We start from the raw sequence: 14,340 nt of genomic DNA, 5'->3' as shown, positions 1-14,340 counted from the left end.
ATAATTTCCATAGAAAAGTGTGATTTTAAATTCACACTTTGTCTGTGTTTATATTTTAGATAAATTCAAAGATCGTTCCCCTCCGCCTGGGGGTATTGTTTAACCTAATTCATTAAATAACTCAATGAGAAAACTTAACAGTTTAGCATCTCTTGTGCTAATCACAGGGTTGCTGTGGTCTTGTAATCAGCAAGGCAATGAAATCGTTATGTCAGATGAAATTTCTGATGAAGTGCTGGCAGCATTAACCAATGCAGGATTTGATGTTACCAGTCAGGCTCCTATTAAATTTGATGATGGTTACCTGGTAGAAGGTGACATTTACATCCCAGCACATCAAATAACCTCCCTGAAAGAGGGTAAAATTCTTCCGACTGTAGAACAGTATAGCACGGATAATCTGGTAAATGCCGGAGGTGGAAGGGTTATCACCATGTATGCTCCTGAAGGTGGCAGAAACGGATACAGCCCTGGTATGATTGCTGGTTTGGACCTGGCCATCCAGCGGTACAATGCAGAAAACCTCCTGATCACTTTTCAGCGAATCACCAATGAGAGCCAGGCTGATATCGTGATGACTCGCCTTAAGAAGGGTGAGGAAAGAAGAGGTATCCTTGGTTCAGCGGGATTCCCTACAGCTTCAGGCGATCCGTATGGAGAGATCAAAATGAGCGGTATTCTGGAATCAACTTACGGTCTGAGTACAGAAGGCATCGCTACCATCATTGCTCATGAAATGGGGCATTGTGTAGGTTTCCGTCATACGGACTATTTTGATCGAAGCATTTCATGCGGAGGTTCTCCTTACAATGAAGGTGATGGAGGCGTAGGAGCAAACCACATCCCGGGTACTCCTACAGGAGCGTCCCTGGCTGACCAGTCTTACATGCTATCCTGTACAGACGGCAGTGATCGTCCGTTTAACAGTGACGACCAGACAGCTTTGGATTATCTTTACTAAAACCAACCTAACTAATCTGAGAAAAAAGGGGCGTTTCGGCCCCTTTTTTTATTTTTAGGAGATGAAAATTTTTAACGACTACCTGGAGGCTACATTTAGAACCACGGGCGCTGAACTTGTCAGTTTGAAAAGGAATAGTGATGATAGGGAGTTTATCTGGCAGGCCGATCCGGACCATTGGGGCAGGCATGCACCCATTCTGTTTCCGTTTGTAGGTAAACTGAAAAATGACAGCTATCAATATCAGGGGCAAACCTATAAAATGAACCAACACGGCTTTGCAAGGGACATGGAGTTTAACCTGATTGATCAGGAAAAGGAGTTTATCAGGTTTTCGTTTACATCCATCGATCAAACCCTTAAGGTTTATCCGTTCAGGTTTGAGTTAATCATCTCTTACAGACTTGAAGAAAACAGCCTGATTGTTGCCTACGAGGTGAAAAACCTGGAATCACCTGACCTGTACTTTTCCATCGGAGCTCATCCGGCGTTTAATTGCCCATTAGTACAGGGAGAAGCAAGGTCCGACTATTGGCTGGAATTTGAGAAAGCGGAGAACGCTCCCACACATAGATTGACAAACGGGCTGTTTTCCGGCAAAACAGATGAGGTGTTTAGAGATAATCAAATTAAAATAAGTGACTCCCTGTTTGATGAGGATGCTCTGGTATTTAAAGACCTAAAGTCTGACAAGGTGACACTGATGAGCCCGTCCCATAAGTGGTTGACCTTTCATTTTAAGGGTTTCCCTTACCTGGGCATCTGGTCGAAAAGTGATAAATCACCTTTTGTGTGCATTGAGCCATGGTTTGGGCTCGCAGATCACCAGGACCATGATCAGCAGATAGCAAATAAGGAAGGGATCAATGTGCTGAAAAAAGCTCAAACATTTGAGTGTGCCTATCAGATTGATATACATTAACATTTTGACAACCTAACTCATTCCAAGATGATCAAGAAAGTACTCACCTTAGCGCTACTGGTCCTTTTTGGCTTTGCCAGGTCACAGGATCTGGCCTACTACCTTCCGGATTATGTAACGTATAACCCCGAAATCCCTACTCCAAAGCAGGTTTTAGGCTACGATGTAGGTCAATGGCATGTAAGCCATGACCAGCTTCTCCACTACATGAGGACCTTGGATCAGGCATCAGACAGGATCAGGATAGAAGAATATGCGAAGAGCTATGAGGACAGGCCACTGAAGGTCCTTATTATTACCAGCCCATCAAACTTTGAAAACCTCGAAGAAATAAGGACTAAGCATGTAGCTCTTACTGACCCTGACCAGAGTGTGTCTATAACTGAAAATAAATTGGTGCACTGGATGGGGTACAGTGTGCATGGCAATGAAGCCAGCGGCGCCAATGCTTCCCTTTTGACGGCATATTTTTTGGCGGCAGCACAAGGGGCTCAGATAACGGATATACTGGATAAGACCGTAATACTCCTTGATCCGTCATTCAATCCAGATGGACTGCAGCGGTTCTCTACCTGGGTCAATATGCACAAATCCAAAAACCTGGTAGCTGACCCAAACTCCAGGGAGTTTGATGAGGTGTGGCCCGGAGGAAGGACCAATCATTATTGGTTTGACCTTAACCGGGACTGGCTGCTTGTACAGCATCCTGAGTCAAAAGGGAGGATAGCCATGTTTCACAAATGGAAACCCAATGTACTGACCGATCATCATGAGATGGGGTCAAACAGTACGTTCTTCTTTCAGCCGGGCGTACCTTCCCGTAAGTTTCCCCTTACGCCTGAGATCAATGTAAGAATGACAGAAAAAATAGCTGAGTATCATGCGGCGGCTTTAGATAGTATCGGGTCATTTTATTACTCTGAGGAGTCTTTCGATGACTTTTACATTGGTAAAGGATCCACTTATCCGGATGTTAATGGTTCTGTCGGAATCCTTTTTGAGCAGGCAAGCTCCAGGGGACACTTGCAGGAAAATCAATTTGGGAAGATCGAGTTTCCTTTTGCCATCCGCAATCACTTTGTGACTTCACTCTCTACCCTGAAAGCTGCTGTGGCTATGAAAGCTGATCTGCTGAAGATGCAGCAGGACTTTTACAAGGAATCCATTCAGCAGGCTCAAAATGATCCGGTAAAGGCCTTTGTATTTGGGAGTAAAAACGACCCGGCCAGGTCTTATCACCTGATGGACCTTTTAAACAGGCATCGGATAGAAGTCTATCCCATAAAGGGTAGAATCACTAAAGACGGGAAAGTTTTTGAAGAAGGCAGCTATATGGTGCCCACAGACCAGCCGCAGTATCGCTTAATAAAAGCTGCATTTGAGACACGGACGAGCTTTACAGACAGTTTGTTTTACGACGTATCCACCTGGACTTTACCCTATGCTTTCAATCTTGATTTTGCTGCCCTTGGTAAGGAGGTTTCTCAGGGTGCACTGGGAGAGAAAATTGAGTATCCCGAATTCCCTTCAGGACAGGTAATTGGCACTTCTGACTATGCATATATGTTTGAGCCTTATGGATACTATACCCAGCGTGCAATTATGCGGCTTTTGGATCGTAAGATCATCACAGAGGTGGCTCATGATGTGCATGTTTCAGGTGAAAGACGATTTGCAAGGGGCTCTATCATTATCCCGGTTGGATTACAGGCTGGCAAAACGGCAATCATTGAGTCAGTTGTTAAAGAAATAGCTGAGAAAGACGGTATCAACGTATACGGAATAAAAACCGGGCTTGCAGTCTCAGGAATAGATCTGGGAAGTCGACAGGTTGAGGTTTTAGAAAAGCCGAAAGTTGCAGTTTTAGTTGGAGATGGGGTGAGTGGATATGAATCAGGTGAGGTCTGGCATCTGTTGGATCAGCGATATGGGATGCAGGTGACTTTATTGCCTGTATCTTCGGTAGGCAGGACTGATCTATCCAGGTACAATCGCATCGTAATGCCACATGGTTCTTACGGAAGCCTTGGTTCAGCTGCAAACAAGCTGAAAGAATGGGTCATGGGAGGAGGAGTGATCGTGGCCTGGAAAAATGGCGGTAAGTGGCTGGCTGATCAGAAGATAAGTAAAGCTGAGTATAAAAAGGACCAGCCGGATACGACTGGCTACAAGCGGTATGTAGACCTGGATCAAACTCGCGGAGCCCAGGTAATTGGCGGATCGATTTTCAATGCAAAACTGGATCTTGGTCATCCGCTGACCTACGGGCTAGAGAAGAGCGAAATGCCCCTCTTTAGAAACCATTCTTTGATGCTGAAGAAGGCCAAAAACCCTTATGCAAATCCGCTGGTTTATACCAGTAGCCCGTTGCTGAGTGGCTATATTTCCGAGGAAAAGCTGGAAGACCTGAGAGGAACTCCAGCCGTTATTATTTCTGATCTTGGGCAAGGCAGGGTTGTGACCTTTACGGATAACCCCAATTTCAGAGCATTTTGGTATGGAACAAATAAGCTGTTTCTAAATGCTTTGTTTTTTGGTCAGACTATATCATCTTCGGCAGCTGAATGAAATTTTTGAGCATTATGATGCGTTTACCATCTGAACGAAGAGTCTGATATGAGAAGATTTACTTTATTCATTTGTTCGTTTGCTTTAACAGGAGCAGTTTATGCGCAGGATGGAGAATCTATCGATGACCTGTTTGAGGTGAAATATGAAACTCCCCTGACCATAGATCTGGATGAGGAAATGGAGGAAGAGGAGACTGCTCCCAAAAAGAAAAAAAAGAAGAAGAACCCAAAGATTTTCTGGGGGATCAAAACCAAGCGAGGCTATACGAAAACAGGCTTTGGAGATCGTACGGTTGTTGAGCTTTTTCATTATTTGAAAGACAAAGATTACGTAGGGCCGGATCCATATGCCAGAGATTTCTACTGGTATGACTTCAAGAAGAAAAAGATCACCAATTCACTGCGGGTAAAGCGCGAATATGCCGGTGTGCTCCATGGTCATTACAAGAAAATGATGGGAGAGCAGGTGCTGGAGGAAGGTTATTTTTACAAAGGCATGAAACATGGGCGCTGGGTTAGGTTTAACAGGAATGATATCCTTCAGGATAAACAACTGTACTGGAAAGGATGGCCCGAAGAGTCACGCCTTTTATACTATGACTTTGAGCGTACCAGGCTAAAAGAAGTTATACCGGTGCATTTTGGCGAAAAAGAAGGTGAATATTTTGCTTACCATGAAAACGGCAATCTGGCGGCTATGGGTCAATACAGGTATGACCATAAAGTGGGGATTTGGCGTGAGTATTATCCAGATCAACGTGTAAAGCGTGAAGTAAAGTATCCGGAAGACGCATTTGACAATACCCCGCCGGTAATCATGAAAGAATGGGACCGGGAAGGGAATGTTATTTATGACCGGAAGCGCTTTGAAGCCAGAGCCAGGTGATTTGTGTTTGTTGCCTGGAGTAACAAAGCATTAGCCTTTAAGTCACTTCTGCTTTCTCAGTGGTTAAGAGACGATCCTTTTACTTTAATACCGAATAAGGGACTGCCGCGCAAATGCAAGGAGAATTGCGGTAAAAGCAAACAATAATCCTGCCTCCCACCCGAGCCAGATCACACCAGTTGCGAATAGGAATGACCACCATAAGATATGGAAAAAAGTACCTACCAGGTATTTAATGGAGACAATGAACCCCTTGTCTTTTACCTTTTTCATCACCTTGCGTAGTGCCAGCAAAGGAGGTAGGTTAAAGATGGATAGCAACCCGATAAATAATCTTTTTACCTGGCCGGTTTTACGGGGTTTTCTCTCTTCATAGAAATCCCCGTCACCCATTTTTTTCAGCTCTTCAAACGAAAGGTGCTCGTGTTTTGGCTGGAATATCCACCTCTTCTTTTTCTCGTAATTTTTATCCTTTTCAGGAAGGATCATCGTAGCTTTCATGGCCACCTCCAGGTCTTGTCTAAATTCGTTATAGGCCTTTTGAGGGTGTTCTTCATAGAGCGCATCGTATTGTTCCAGGGGAATAGGGTCCCCAAAATTGATAATCACTTTAGCCAATGGGTATCGATGAGAAAAATAGTTGAGGCCCGTAGGAATTACGTATAGTTTTTTATTCGGATCAATTTGCTTTCGGGCATCCAGGGCCAGCCGGGCAGCTCCCTTGGAGATGGGTCTGAGATTATAATCAGGATTGTGATTTCCTTCCGGAAAAATGAGCACAGACTGGTCCTTTGTAAGAATGTCAAAACACAACTCAAACACCTGATCATTTTGTGACAGACTCTTGATGCCATCTCTTATTCTGTAAATGGGCATCATATGCATAGCCTTTAGGATGGGAATGGTCCATTTTTTGAAAATATCGGCTCTTGTGAGAAAATGGACGGGTTTAGAAGTAGATGTACCCGTAAGATAGGCATCCATAAAAGCCCCCTGATGATTAGGTGCAAATATTAATGCACCGTCTTTGGGAATTTTGGATCTCCCTATGACCCTGATTCCCCCAAAAAAAAGTCTTAATCCGATTTTTCCTGTAATCCACAGGAAGATGTAAAACCAATGTGCTTTAATCATAATTATTCACTACAGAAACTTGTCGGTAATTCCACCAGGAAGCCAGCGACATCCCTGATAAAATATGCCAGATCCCCCACCAGGCAGCTACGATAGCCATGCCGCCCAGCCCCTGAAAAAATGCAAATATAAGGAGTAATCCGAGTCCTGAGTTTTGAATACCTGTTTCTATAGCAAGCGACCGACAATCGGCAGTTGGCAAGCTAAACAACCTGCCCAGCTGATATCCGGATATCAGAGCTATTGCATTGTGTAAGAATACCAATAGCACAACCATGTGGATGTAGGTAAGGAAAAGATCAAAATTGGCTGAAAATGCCAGAATGACGATTCCCGCAAAAATAATGATGGAACCATAATGCATATATGGTTGTAGTTTTTGTGCTGATTTTGGGAATTTATGCCTGAAGAGCATACCGAGCACGATTGGTATGCCAAGAATGATGACGATCGTTTCCAATACACGCCAAAAGTTTAGGTGCACTTCTTTCAGCAGCTCCGCAGTAGGTCCGTACATACTGGCCCAAAAAGAAAGATTGATAGGTGTCATAAAAATGGCCAGTACACTGGAGATGGCAGTGAGACTTACCGAAAGAGCAATGTTGCCCTTGGCCATAGCAGAAAAGAAATTGGAGATGTTCCCCCCCGGACAAGCCGCGACCATCATCATGCCCAGTGCAAAGCTGGGTCTTGGCTCCAGTAACCAAATGATAATAAAGGTGAGAAAAGGGAGCACAAAAAACTGTGATATTACCCCCACAAAAGTACCTAGCGGTTCCGCTAATACCATTTTGAAATCCTGGGGTGTGAGCTTAAGTGCCACACCAAACATAATAAATGCCAAACTCAGGTTGAGTAGAAAAATATTATCCTGAGAGAAGTTAAGGGTTATGTTGTCTATCGATTCCATTGCTTTTCAAAATCGAAATATAGCAATTTCATGAGACTTGGAAACAGGACTTAATATCGGATACCCCGGATTTCCAGCTAATTCTTAAGCGCTTATTTATGCAACCCACAAAGAAAATCACGCAAACCATAAAGTATCCGGCCTGTTTACAGCTTCCCGGTTTCATTCAAGCCTATATTTGATCACTACCAAGAAATTTTAATAGTCACGCTAACCTCTCATTATAATGAACAATAAACTTTACTTCTTGATCCTGTTAATGTCTGTATTATCCTATGCATGTAACAGACATGTGACCCGAATAGATCCTAACCAACAGATAGATCTGAGCGGACGTTGGAATGACACAGATTCTAAACTCGTAGCTGAGGAGATGATTTCAGATGTTTTGTCGAGACCATGGCTAAGCGATTTTCGTCAGGCCGAAGACAAGAAGCCGGTCGTCATCGTAGGAGTCGTTACTAACAAAAGTCACGAACATATCGAGGAAGAGGTCTTCATTAAAGATCTTGAAAGAGCCTATATCAATAGTGGTATGGTTCGGGTGGTTGAAAACTCGCTTTTCCGGGAAAAACTAAGGGAAGAAAGAGCTGATCAGGGCGAATTTGCTTCTCCTGAAACTCAGGCACAATGGGGCCGGGAGCTTGGAGCAGATTTTATGTTAAATGGTTCTATCAACTCACAAATCGACCAGTATGGAAGAGAAAAGGTGGTAAACTATAAGGTGAACCTCTGGCTTTCAAACATCACCACAAATGAAAAAGTCTGGCTAGGCGATAAAGAAATCAAAAAATACATCAAGAACTAACCACCATTTTATGAGAATTTTCCCAGCCGATCTTATCAGAGGATTCCTTGGAGTTTCCCTAATGACATTATTGTTTTTTGTCCAGGCCCAGGAAGTGAGAGACCTCAAAGGGTTTGGACCGGCAATAAGTAATTTGCAATTTAACGAGGCATTAAGCATTCTCGATTCCAATGCTGAAGAGCTCACTCAAAGTAAAGAAAAGCTGCTCTACTATATGAACAAAGGAGCAATCCTCTCCATGCAGGAGCAATTTGAGGAGAGCAACAGAGCCCTGGAGCATGCCTGGATTTTGATTGAAGACTATAAGAACAAAGTAGCTGATGAGGCCTTATCCATGCTTACCAATCCGCTCACCACAGAATATGAAGGAGAAAATGCAGAGAAGCTTTTTGTGAACTACTACAAGGCGTACAACTTTCTTAGGCTTTATGAATACTCCAAAGCCCTGGTGGAGGTACGACGTATGGATCTCCGTTTACAGGAGATAAATGATAAGTACAAAAATGAGAATAAGTATCAGCGTGATGCTTTTATCCATCTGATCATGGGGCTGGTATATGATGCTAACAAAGAGTATAACGATGCCTTTATCGCTTATCGAAATGCCTATGAGGTGTATACAGAGGATTACAATACCATGTTTGGCCTAAACGTGCCGATGCAGCTAAAATATGACCTGATCCGTACAGCTGAACTTGCTTTTATGTATGATGAGGCTGCGGAGTATAAGGAGCTGTTCGGAATTGACTATGATTTCTCCAGTGTGGACAACATGGGAGATGTGGTGGTTTTTTGGAACAATGGAAAAGGTCCCGTGAAAAATGAAGCATCATTCAATTTCACCATGGTAAATGGTGCCTCGGGCTTTGCTTTTGCTGATGCCAGCACCGGTGAACAGTTCCCGGCGGGTGTAGCAGCTACAGCCACTGTTTTTAATGTACTGATAGGGAATAGTACCATGGTAAAAATGGCTTATCCGGTGTATGAAGAGTTGGGCCAGAAATATGTTACCGCTACGCTGAGCAACGGGCCTTTCAGATCAGATTTTGAAATAGCTGAAGATGTAAACGCCGTACTGTTCCAGTCTATTAAAGACCGAAAAACCCTTGAGATAAGCGAAATGCTCACACGCTATGTCGTAAAACAACTGGCAGGAGCAGCTGTCAAAAAAGGAGCAAAAGAGCTGCTTAAGCATGCAGGAGCAATTGGATCCATTGCCAGTGCTGCTACTGACGTTGCGGTGGATGCAGCTAATGTTGTTTCTGAAAAAGCGGACGTGAGAAACTGGCAGTCTTTGCCACACAGTATTTATTACTCCAGGATTACCCTTCCCGAGGGAGAGCGAAAACTAAACTTCACTGCTCAGACGGAAGACGGGGAGACATTCACCCGATCGTTTACTGTAAACGTCAGGGCCGGGAGAACCACTTTTACCGGAGTGAATACTATGGATTGGTATGATATTCCGGACCCTATGATGTCTTTTGCTAATTATGGAGGTGGCGGATATGGAGCTAATCCAAATGCTGCTGTAAATACCACAGAGGAAATAAGAACAGAAACCGCTATTCGCAGGGGGCATTCGTCCGCAGGCAATGTACATAACGTCTACCTGTCCATTCCATCAGAAGAAATTCCGATATCCGGAAAATTGAATATAAAAAAGGCTGAAAAATCCTTTAGCGCTGTGGTGCAGGATGATGGGTCCACTGCTATTGACTTTTCACTGTATCACCAGAAGATTGATCGTTACTTTACATTCTTCAGGTATACCACAGATGACTATCTGGCAGAGCCTTTTGCGGGGACAGTAAACCTGGAGGTGCAAAAACTGGGAAAAGTAAGGGAGAATATCTTCGCGATGAAAGGGTTTGGCTCACAGCTTCCGGAACTTATAGAAACGGACCTTAAGCATACGGCAATGCCGGGGCTGGGAACCGGACTGGAGACTGCTGACTACCAGCTGTACATCGATATCAATGAGCTGAAAGCCAATAATAATACGTGGGCACTTTTTGTCCCCACAATGGTTTCTCCGGCTATTTTAGGTTTACCGGCAGGTTTTCCGACAGCCTCTTTCAGTATCGATGCGCGTCTGGTTGATAGTACTGGCAGCACTGTATTTAGCAATAGCTATTCCAGTAAGGCAAGCAAGTACCTTTCGATATATAGTTTCAAAAATCAAATGGGAAGAGCTCCGATGAAAAAGGGGAAGGTCTATACAGCTGAGGATCCGCTGGAAATTGTTATCAGTGATGTGATGGAGCAACTGAAAAGTGATCTGAGCAACCTGGAGCCGGGTGTAACCGCTTCGAGATAGGGTAACCATTAATAAGTTATGAAAAAAATAGTATTGATTTTAGTGCTGACTGCTTTAGTCCTGAGTGGCTATAGTCAGAGCCTGCTGATCAGAATAGACCGTCCGGCTATTGTGAAGCTGGATGGCCAAAACCTGGGTCAGTTTGAAGCCGATGACATCAGGAAAGTCCCTACGATCGGTCAGGGAGAACACATTGTTCAGGCGGTAACGCCTGACGGATTGTACAAAATGGAGCAGGTGGTTTATATCCTGGATACTACGCAGGAAGTATTCTATCTGAAAAACTGGAAGATCCAGCCAAACAGGGTATTGGATTTTTACTTTGAAGATAAGTTTGATGCGTATATTGATTCACCGTCCGGGAAAGCATTTCTCCTGAATGAAGACGGGTCGCTGAGATCCAGGTATTTCTTCATAACCAATGGAAATCCTGTAGAAATACTCAGGCCCACGATTAAAATGATCAATGGACATGAGGCGGTGTGGGTAAAATGTCGTCACACAGAAGGGTGGATGCTGATGGAAGAGATGGAGTTTTTAGAAAATGGATAAACCGGATTCCGGTGATAAAAAGGAAAGGAGGCCGTCTCACCTACTTTTGAGACGGCCTCACAATATCAGCCTCCTTTCCTGACAATGATATTTCCATTCATATTTTTAAAGGTGTATTCCGGCCCACCCCCGTTTATTTTTCCATAAACCCAGGCGTTGATGGAGACTTTGTATTCTCCGTCATCCTGCTTCACATTTGGCTTTTCCCTTTCAAGAGCCATATCAAAATCCGTATAGATCTCACCACGTTCAGAGCGAAGTTTTGCGGTGGCTTTGGTTGCAGCTGGTAGTGTTACGTCCACGTCCCCATTCAGCGTGACAAAAGACATGGGTTCACCGCTTTGTATGCTACTAAATAAAACCGTTATTCCGCCATTTACGGTGTTAGATACCACCGATCCTGAAATATTCGTAAGCTCTACTTTGCCATTCACTCCGGAGATCTCCATTGCACCATTCACGTTTTTTACAGTAATAGTACCGTGGACTGTGTGCAACTCCAGGTCTGTCTTCGTGGGAACCTGAATGTCCACATTGATCTTTCGTTTCCAGGACTCTGTATCGATGTACACGGTATTGGACTTTTCCTTCGCGCTGATCTCCAGCGGATTGGCGCTGATGCGTTTCATGCCAGGCGGCACCTTCGCATCTCCATTGTCTTCATCCATATCCTTTGAGTTTCCAACAGCGGTGGCTGTTATGATTACCTCTTTACCGGTATATCCCGTCACTGTAATGTCACCATTGATCTGGTTGAGCTCTACTTTGCCCCGCTCTCCCGGTGAGGAAAGCGGGATCGCAAACTTTTCAGAGATGTTTTCCTGTGCTGATACTGTAAATGCAAGTAGCAGGCAAAATGAAATTATTATAAAATGCTTCATGATTAGTCCTTTTATAGTTTTCTTAAATAAATATCTCCATTCAATGTTTCGAAGCTGAGTGTTGGTCCGTTTTGGCCAATTTCCAATCCAAATGTTTCTTCCAGCTTATAGGTTGTTGTGTTGCCCTTTTTGCTGACCTTTTTGACCAGCTTTGGCTCCATCATTTTATAGTCAAATGCCGAATAGAGCTCTCCCTGCATGGTTTTGGCAGTGACAACTGCATTAAGGGTTTCCTGGCAGTAAATGTTGATAGTACCGTTGATGGTATGAAAGCGACAATCGATTTTTGGTGCTTCTTTGTAGTGGATATCCACATTTCCGTTTACCGTGCCAGCTTCAGCCACATCTACAGCCCCATAAATCATGATACCTCCATTGACATTACTGGCTTTGATCATCCCCTCTATTCCTGAAACTTCAACCGATCCATCTGTGACTGTCTGAACGTCCAGAGTGGCTGATTTTGGAATTTCGATGATGTAGTCCAGCTTAAAATCGTAGTGAGGGTCTTCCCGGTTATAGTGCTTGCCTTCATCACAGCCATTCCAGTGCTGGCAAATAAATGGCGCATCAGTATAAAAGATCACTGAGTCATTTCTCTCCAGCACCTTTAGCTGAAGCTCTTTCAGGCCTTTGTCTAATAGCGACTGAGATTTCGCACTGATGGTTTTCAGAACCCGATAAGATACTTTATCAGAGCTCCCCTGACGTACCTCCACCTGACCAAAAATATTATCAACCACTACAGTGACCTTTGGTCCAACTGAAAGTTCATCTGCTATTTTCACCTCCTTTTTAAAATCAGGAAAGTGATGAAGCGGTAATAAATTAAGAAGTAATAATAATGGTTTCATGTGTTTAAAAATTTAGCTTTTAGCTCTTAGCCTTTAGCTCTTAGCCTTTGGCTTTTAGCATTTTGCCTATTTTACCTTGCCCACTGCTTACTGCTTACTGCTTACTGCTTACTGCCTCTGCCTATTGGCGTTGGCCATTTTACTATTAGATTTCCTTTAGTGTTTCAATAGTTGATTCCAACTTAGACCGGACATTTTCATCAACCTGGTTGGACTCAAGGATTCTGTCAAATTGCTCCACGGCTTGTTTTTCCTGGAGCATTAGCATAGCATCTGCCAGCGCCACCTGCATCAGTGGAGATTGCTGCAGGGCAATAGACTCTACCAGTTTGGTTCTCACTGCAGGCTCATCCGCATAGTGGAGCAATGCGTCAAGAGCAGCCAGCCTCACATTCACATTTGTATCATTATTTAAAGTCGTAAAGAGCGAGGTAGTAATTCGATCATCTTCGCTGTTCAGTCTACTCACCATATTGACTGCCTTGATGCGTTCCTGGGCCTGAGGCTTATCGATCATGCTGAGCATCAGCATTTTCTTCATTTCCTGAACCTCACCTGAAAGAGCCCTGACTTCATTATCATCTTCAGGAAGCCACAAAAAGCCAATTACCAGCCCCACGATCAAACTAACCAGACTTGGCTGCCAATGCACCTGCAACCAACCACGAAGAGTGGCTAAAACATCCACCTTTTCCTTAGCTGAGGTATAACCAGTCAGCATTGCATGAAACCGATGATCCATTTCAGGACTTGGAGAGGGTACTCTGACATTCCCCAGCTCCTCCCAGGTGGATGCACTTTCATTAAGCTCCCGGTGGAGTTTCGGGTATTCTGCCAGGTATTTATCCAGCGTCTCCTTATCGGTCGGGTCCAGCTCACCTGCCAGGTGATCCATCCACCAGCTAATGGCTTGTTCTTCAGTTATTTTTGTCATCCGTCCAGTTTTAGATAGTTCTCTCGCAATTCTTTTAGTGTACGGTGTACGCGTACTTTGACCGCACTTTCCGTAATCCCAAGTAGTTCAGCCACCTGATCATACCTTAGTTTTTGAAACCGCGTGAGCTCAATGAGCTCTCGCTTTTTCACAGGCAGTGCATTCAGCGCTTTATTCAGATTATCCAGCTCATTGGTCTTTTGCATCAGGGATTCCTGATTGCCTTCATCTTTCAAGTGGCCTTCCAAGGTCATCATATCTTCCTGCCACTGATACCTTTTGTTTTTCTTTATGTGGTCCAGATGGACATTTCTGGCCAGATGAAAGGTCCAGGATTCAAAATTCCCCGTATCTGCATACGAATGTTTATACTTCAGCATCCGCATAAATACATTCTGTACCAGATCTTCGCTGGTAGCCTGATCGGAGGTCATTCGGAAGAAAAAACCGAACAACCGGCGACTGTACCGATGAAAGAGCAGGCCGAGCTTCTCCACGTCTCCGGCCTTTACTTTCAGCATAAGTGAATGATCATCCAGTGAATCCAATATCGAGTCTGAGTTTCGTTTGGCGGCCTTCCTTCTCCCAATATTTCTACTTTTCATTGG

General features: G+C 44.0%; 13 protein-coding genes. 7 read left to right on the top strand and 6 right to left on the bottom strand.

Going from position 1 to position 14,340, the window contains the following annotated elements; translation table 11 throughout:
• Nucleotides 1–124: 124 nt before the first annotated feature.
• From AC3E9V_RS24830 to AC3E9V_RS24815, 4 genes are all read left to right on the top strand, one after another.
• Nucleotides 125–961 (top strand): M57 family metalloprotease, encoded by an 837-nt coding sequence (locus AC3E9V_RS24830; RefSeq protein WP_488750870.1) that lies wholly within the window; start codon nucleotides 125–127, stop codon nucleotides 959–961.
• Between the two features lie 61 nt (nucleotides 962–1,022).
• Complete coding sequence (locus tag AC3E9V_RS24825; protein ID WP_488750869.1) at nucleotides 1,023–1,883, top strand: aldose 1-epimerase family protein; 861 nt, start codon at nucleotides 1,023–1,025, stop codon at nucleotides 1,881–1,883.
• A 27-nt stretch (nucleotides 1,884–1,910) separates the two neighbouring features.
• The gene (locus AC3E9V_RS24820; RefSeq protein WP_488750868.1) at nucleotides 1,911–4,451 is read left to right on the top strand and encodes a M14 family metallopeptidase; all 2,541 of its coding nucleotides are present in this window, start codon (nucleotides 1,911–1,913) and stop codon (nucleotides 4,449–4,451) included.
• Nucleotides 4,452–4,499: 48 nt separating this feature from the next.
• Nucleotides 4,500–5,339, top strand: coding sequence for a toxin-antitoxin system YwqK family antitoxin (locus tag AC3E9V_RS24815; RefSeq protein ID WP_488750867.1), 840 nt, complete (start codon nucleotides 4,500–4,502; stop codon nucleotides 5,337–5,339).
• An 84-nt stretch (nucleotides 5,340–5,423) separates the two neighbouring features.
• Here AC3E9V_RS24815 and AC3E9V_RS24810 read toward each other — a convergent pair whose 3' ends face one another.
• Nucleotides 5,424–6,473, bottom strand: coding sequence for a 1-acyl-sn-glycerol-3-phosphate acyltransferase (locus AC3E9V_RS24810; protein ID WP_488750866.1), 1,050 nt, complete (start codon nucleotides 6,471–6,473; stop codon nucleotides 5,424–5,426).
• A complete protein-coding gene (locus AC3E9V_RS24805) occupies nucleotides 6,466–7,383 on the bottom strand; it encodes a bile acid:sodium symporter family protein (protein WP_488750865.1) in 918 nt (305 codons plus the stop codon). Before AC3E9V_RS24805 ends, AC3E9V_RS24810 begins: the two co-directional genes overlap by 8 nt.
• A gap of 226 nt (nucleotides 7,384–7,609) precedes the next feature.
• Between AC3E9V_RS24805 and AC3E9V_RS24800 the strand changes: the two genes are divergently transcribed.
• From AC3E9V_RS24800 to AC3E9V_RS24790, 3 genes are read left to right on the top strand one after another with little or no spacing between them, the layout of a single operon-like run.
• Nucleotides 7,610–8,191, top strand: coding sequence for a penicillin-binding protein activator LpoB (locus tag AC3E9V_RS24800; protein ID WP_488750864.1), 582 nt, complete (start codon nucleotides 7,610–7,612; stop codon nucleotides 8,189–8,191).
• A gap of 10 nt (nucleotides 8,192–8,201) precedes the next feature.
• Nucleotides 8,202–10,511 carry a COG3014 family protein gene (locus AC3E9V_RS24795; RefSeq protein WP_488750863.1) on the top strand — a complete coding sequence of 770 codons (2,310 nt, stop codon included), beginning with the start codon at nucleotides 8,202–8,204 and terminating at the stop codon, nucleotides 10,509–10,511.
• 18 nt (nucleotides 10,512–10,529) lie between these two features.
• A complete protein-coding gene (locus AC3E9V_RS24790) occupies nucleotides 10,530–11,063 on the top strand; it encodes a hypothetical protein (protein ID WP_488750862.1) in 534 nt (177 codons plus the stop codon).
• Nucleotides 11,064–11,128: 65 nt separating this feature from the next.
• Here the strand turns inward: AC3E9V_RS24790 and AC3E9V_RS24785 are convergent, their stop codons facing one another.
• The 4 genes from AC3E9V_RS24785 to AC3E9V_RS24770 all read right to left on the bottom strand — a co-directional run bounded on the left by AC3E9V_RS24785 (nucleotide 11,129) and on the right by AC3E9V_RS24770 (nucleotide 14,337).
• Nucleotides 11,129–11,944: a DUF4097 family beta strand repeat-containing protein gene (locus tag AC3E9V_RS24785; RefSeq protein ID WP_488750861.1), complete on the bottom strand. Its 816-nt coding sequence runs from the start codon at nucleotides 11,942–11,944 to the stop codon at nucleotides 11,129–11,131.
• Nucleotides 11,945–11,955: 11 nt separating this feature from the next.
• Nucleotides 11,956–12,798, bottom strand: a complete 843-nt coding sequence (locus AC3E9V_RS24780; protein WP_488750860.1) for a DUF4097 family beta strand repeat-containing protein — start codon at nucleotides 12,796–12,798, stop codon at nucleotides 11,956–11,958.
• Nucleotides 12,799–12,943: 145 nt separating this feature from the next.
• Nucleotides 12,944–13,732 (bottom strand): HEAT repeat domain-containing protein, encoded by a 789-nt coding sequence (locus AC3E9V_RS24775; RefSeq protein ID WP_488750859.1) that lies wholly within the window; start codon nucleotides 13,730–13,732, stop codon nucleotides 12,944–12,946.
• Nucleotides 13,729–14,337 (bottom strand): RNA polymerase sigma factor, encoded by a 609-nt coding sequence (locus tag AC3E9V_RS24770; protein WP_488750858.1) that lies wholly within the window; start codon nucleotides 14,335–14,337, stop codon nucleotides 13,729–13,731. The genes AC3E9V_RS24775 and AC3E9V_RS24770 overlap by 4 nt, the downstream gene beginning before the upstream one ends.
• Nucleotides 14,338–14,340: the final 3 nt, after the last annotated feature.

Source organism: Marinoscillum sp. HNIBRBA16962 (assembly GCF_057801515.1).
This window is presented reverse-complemented; position numbering and strand designations above follow the sequence as displayed.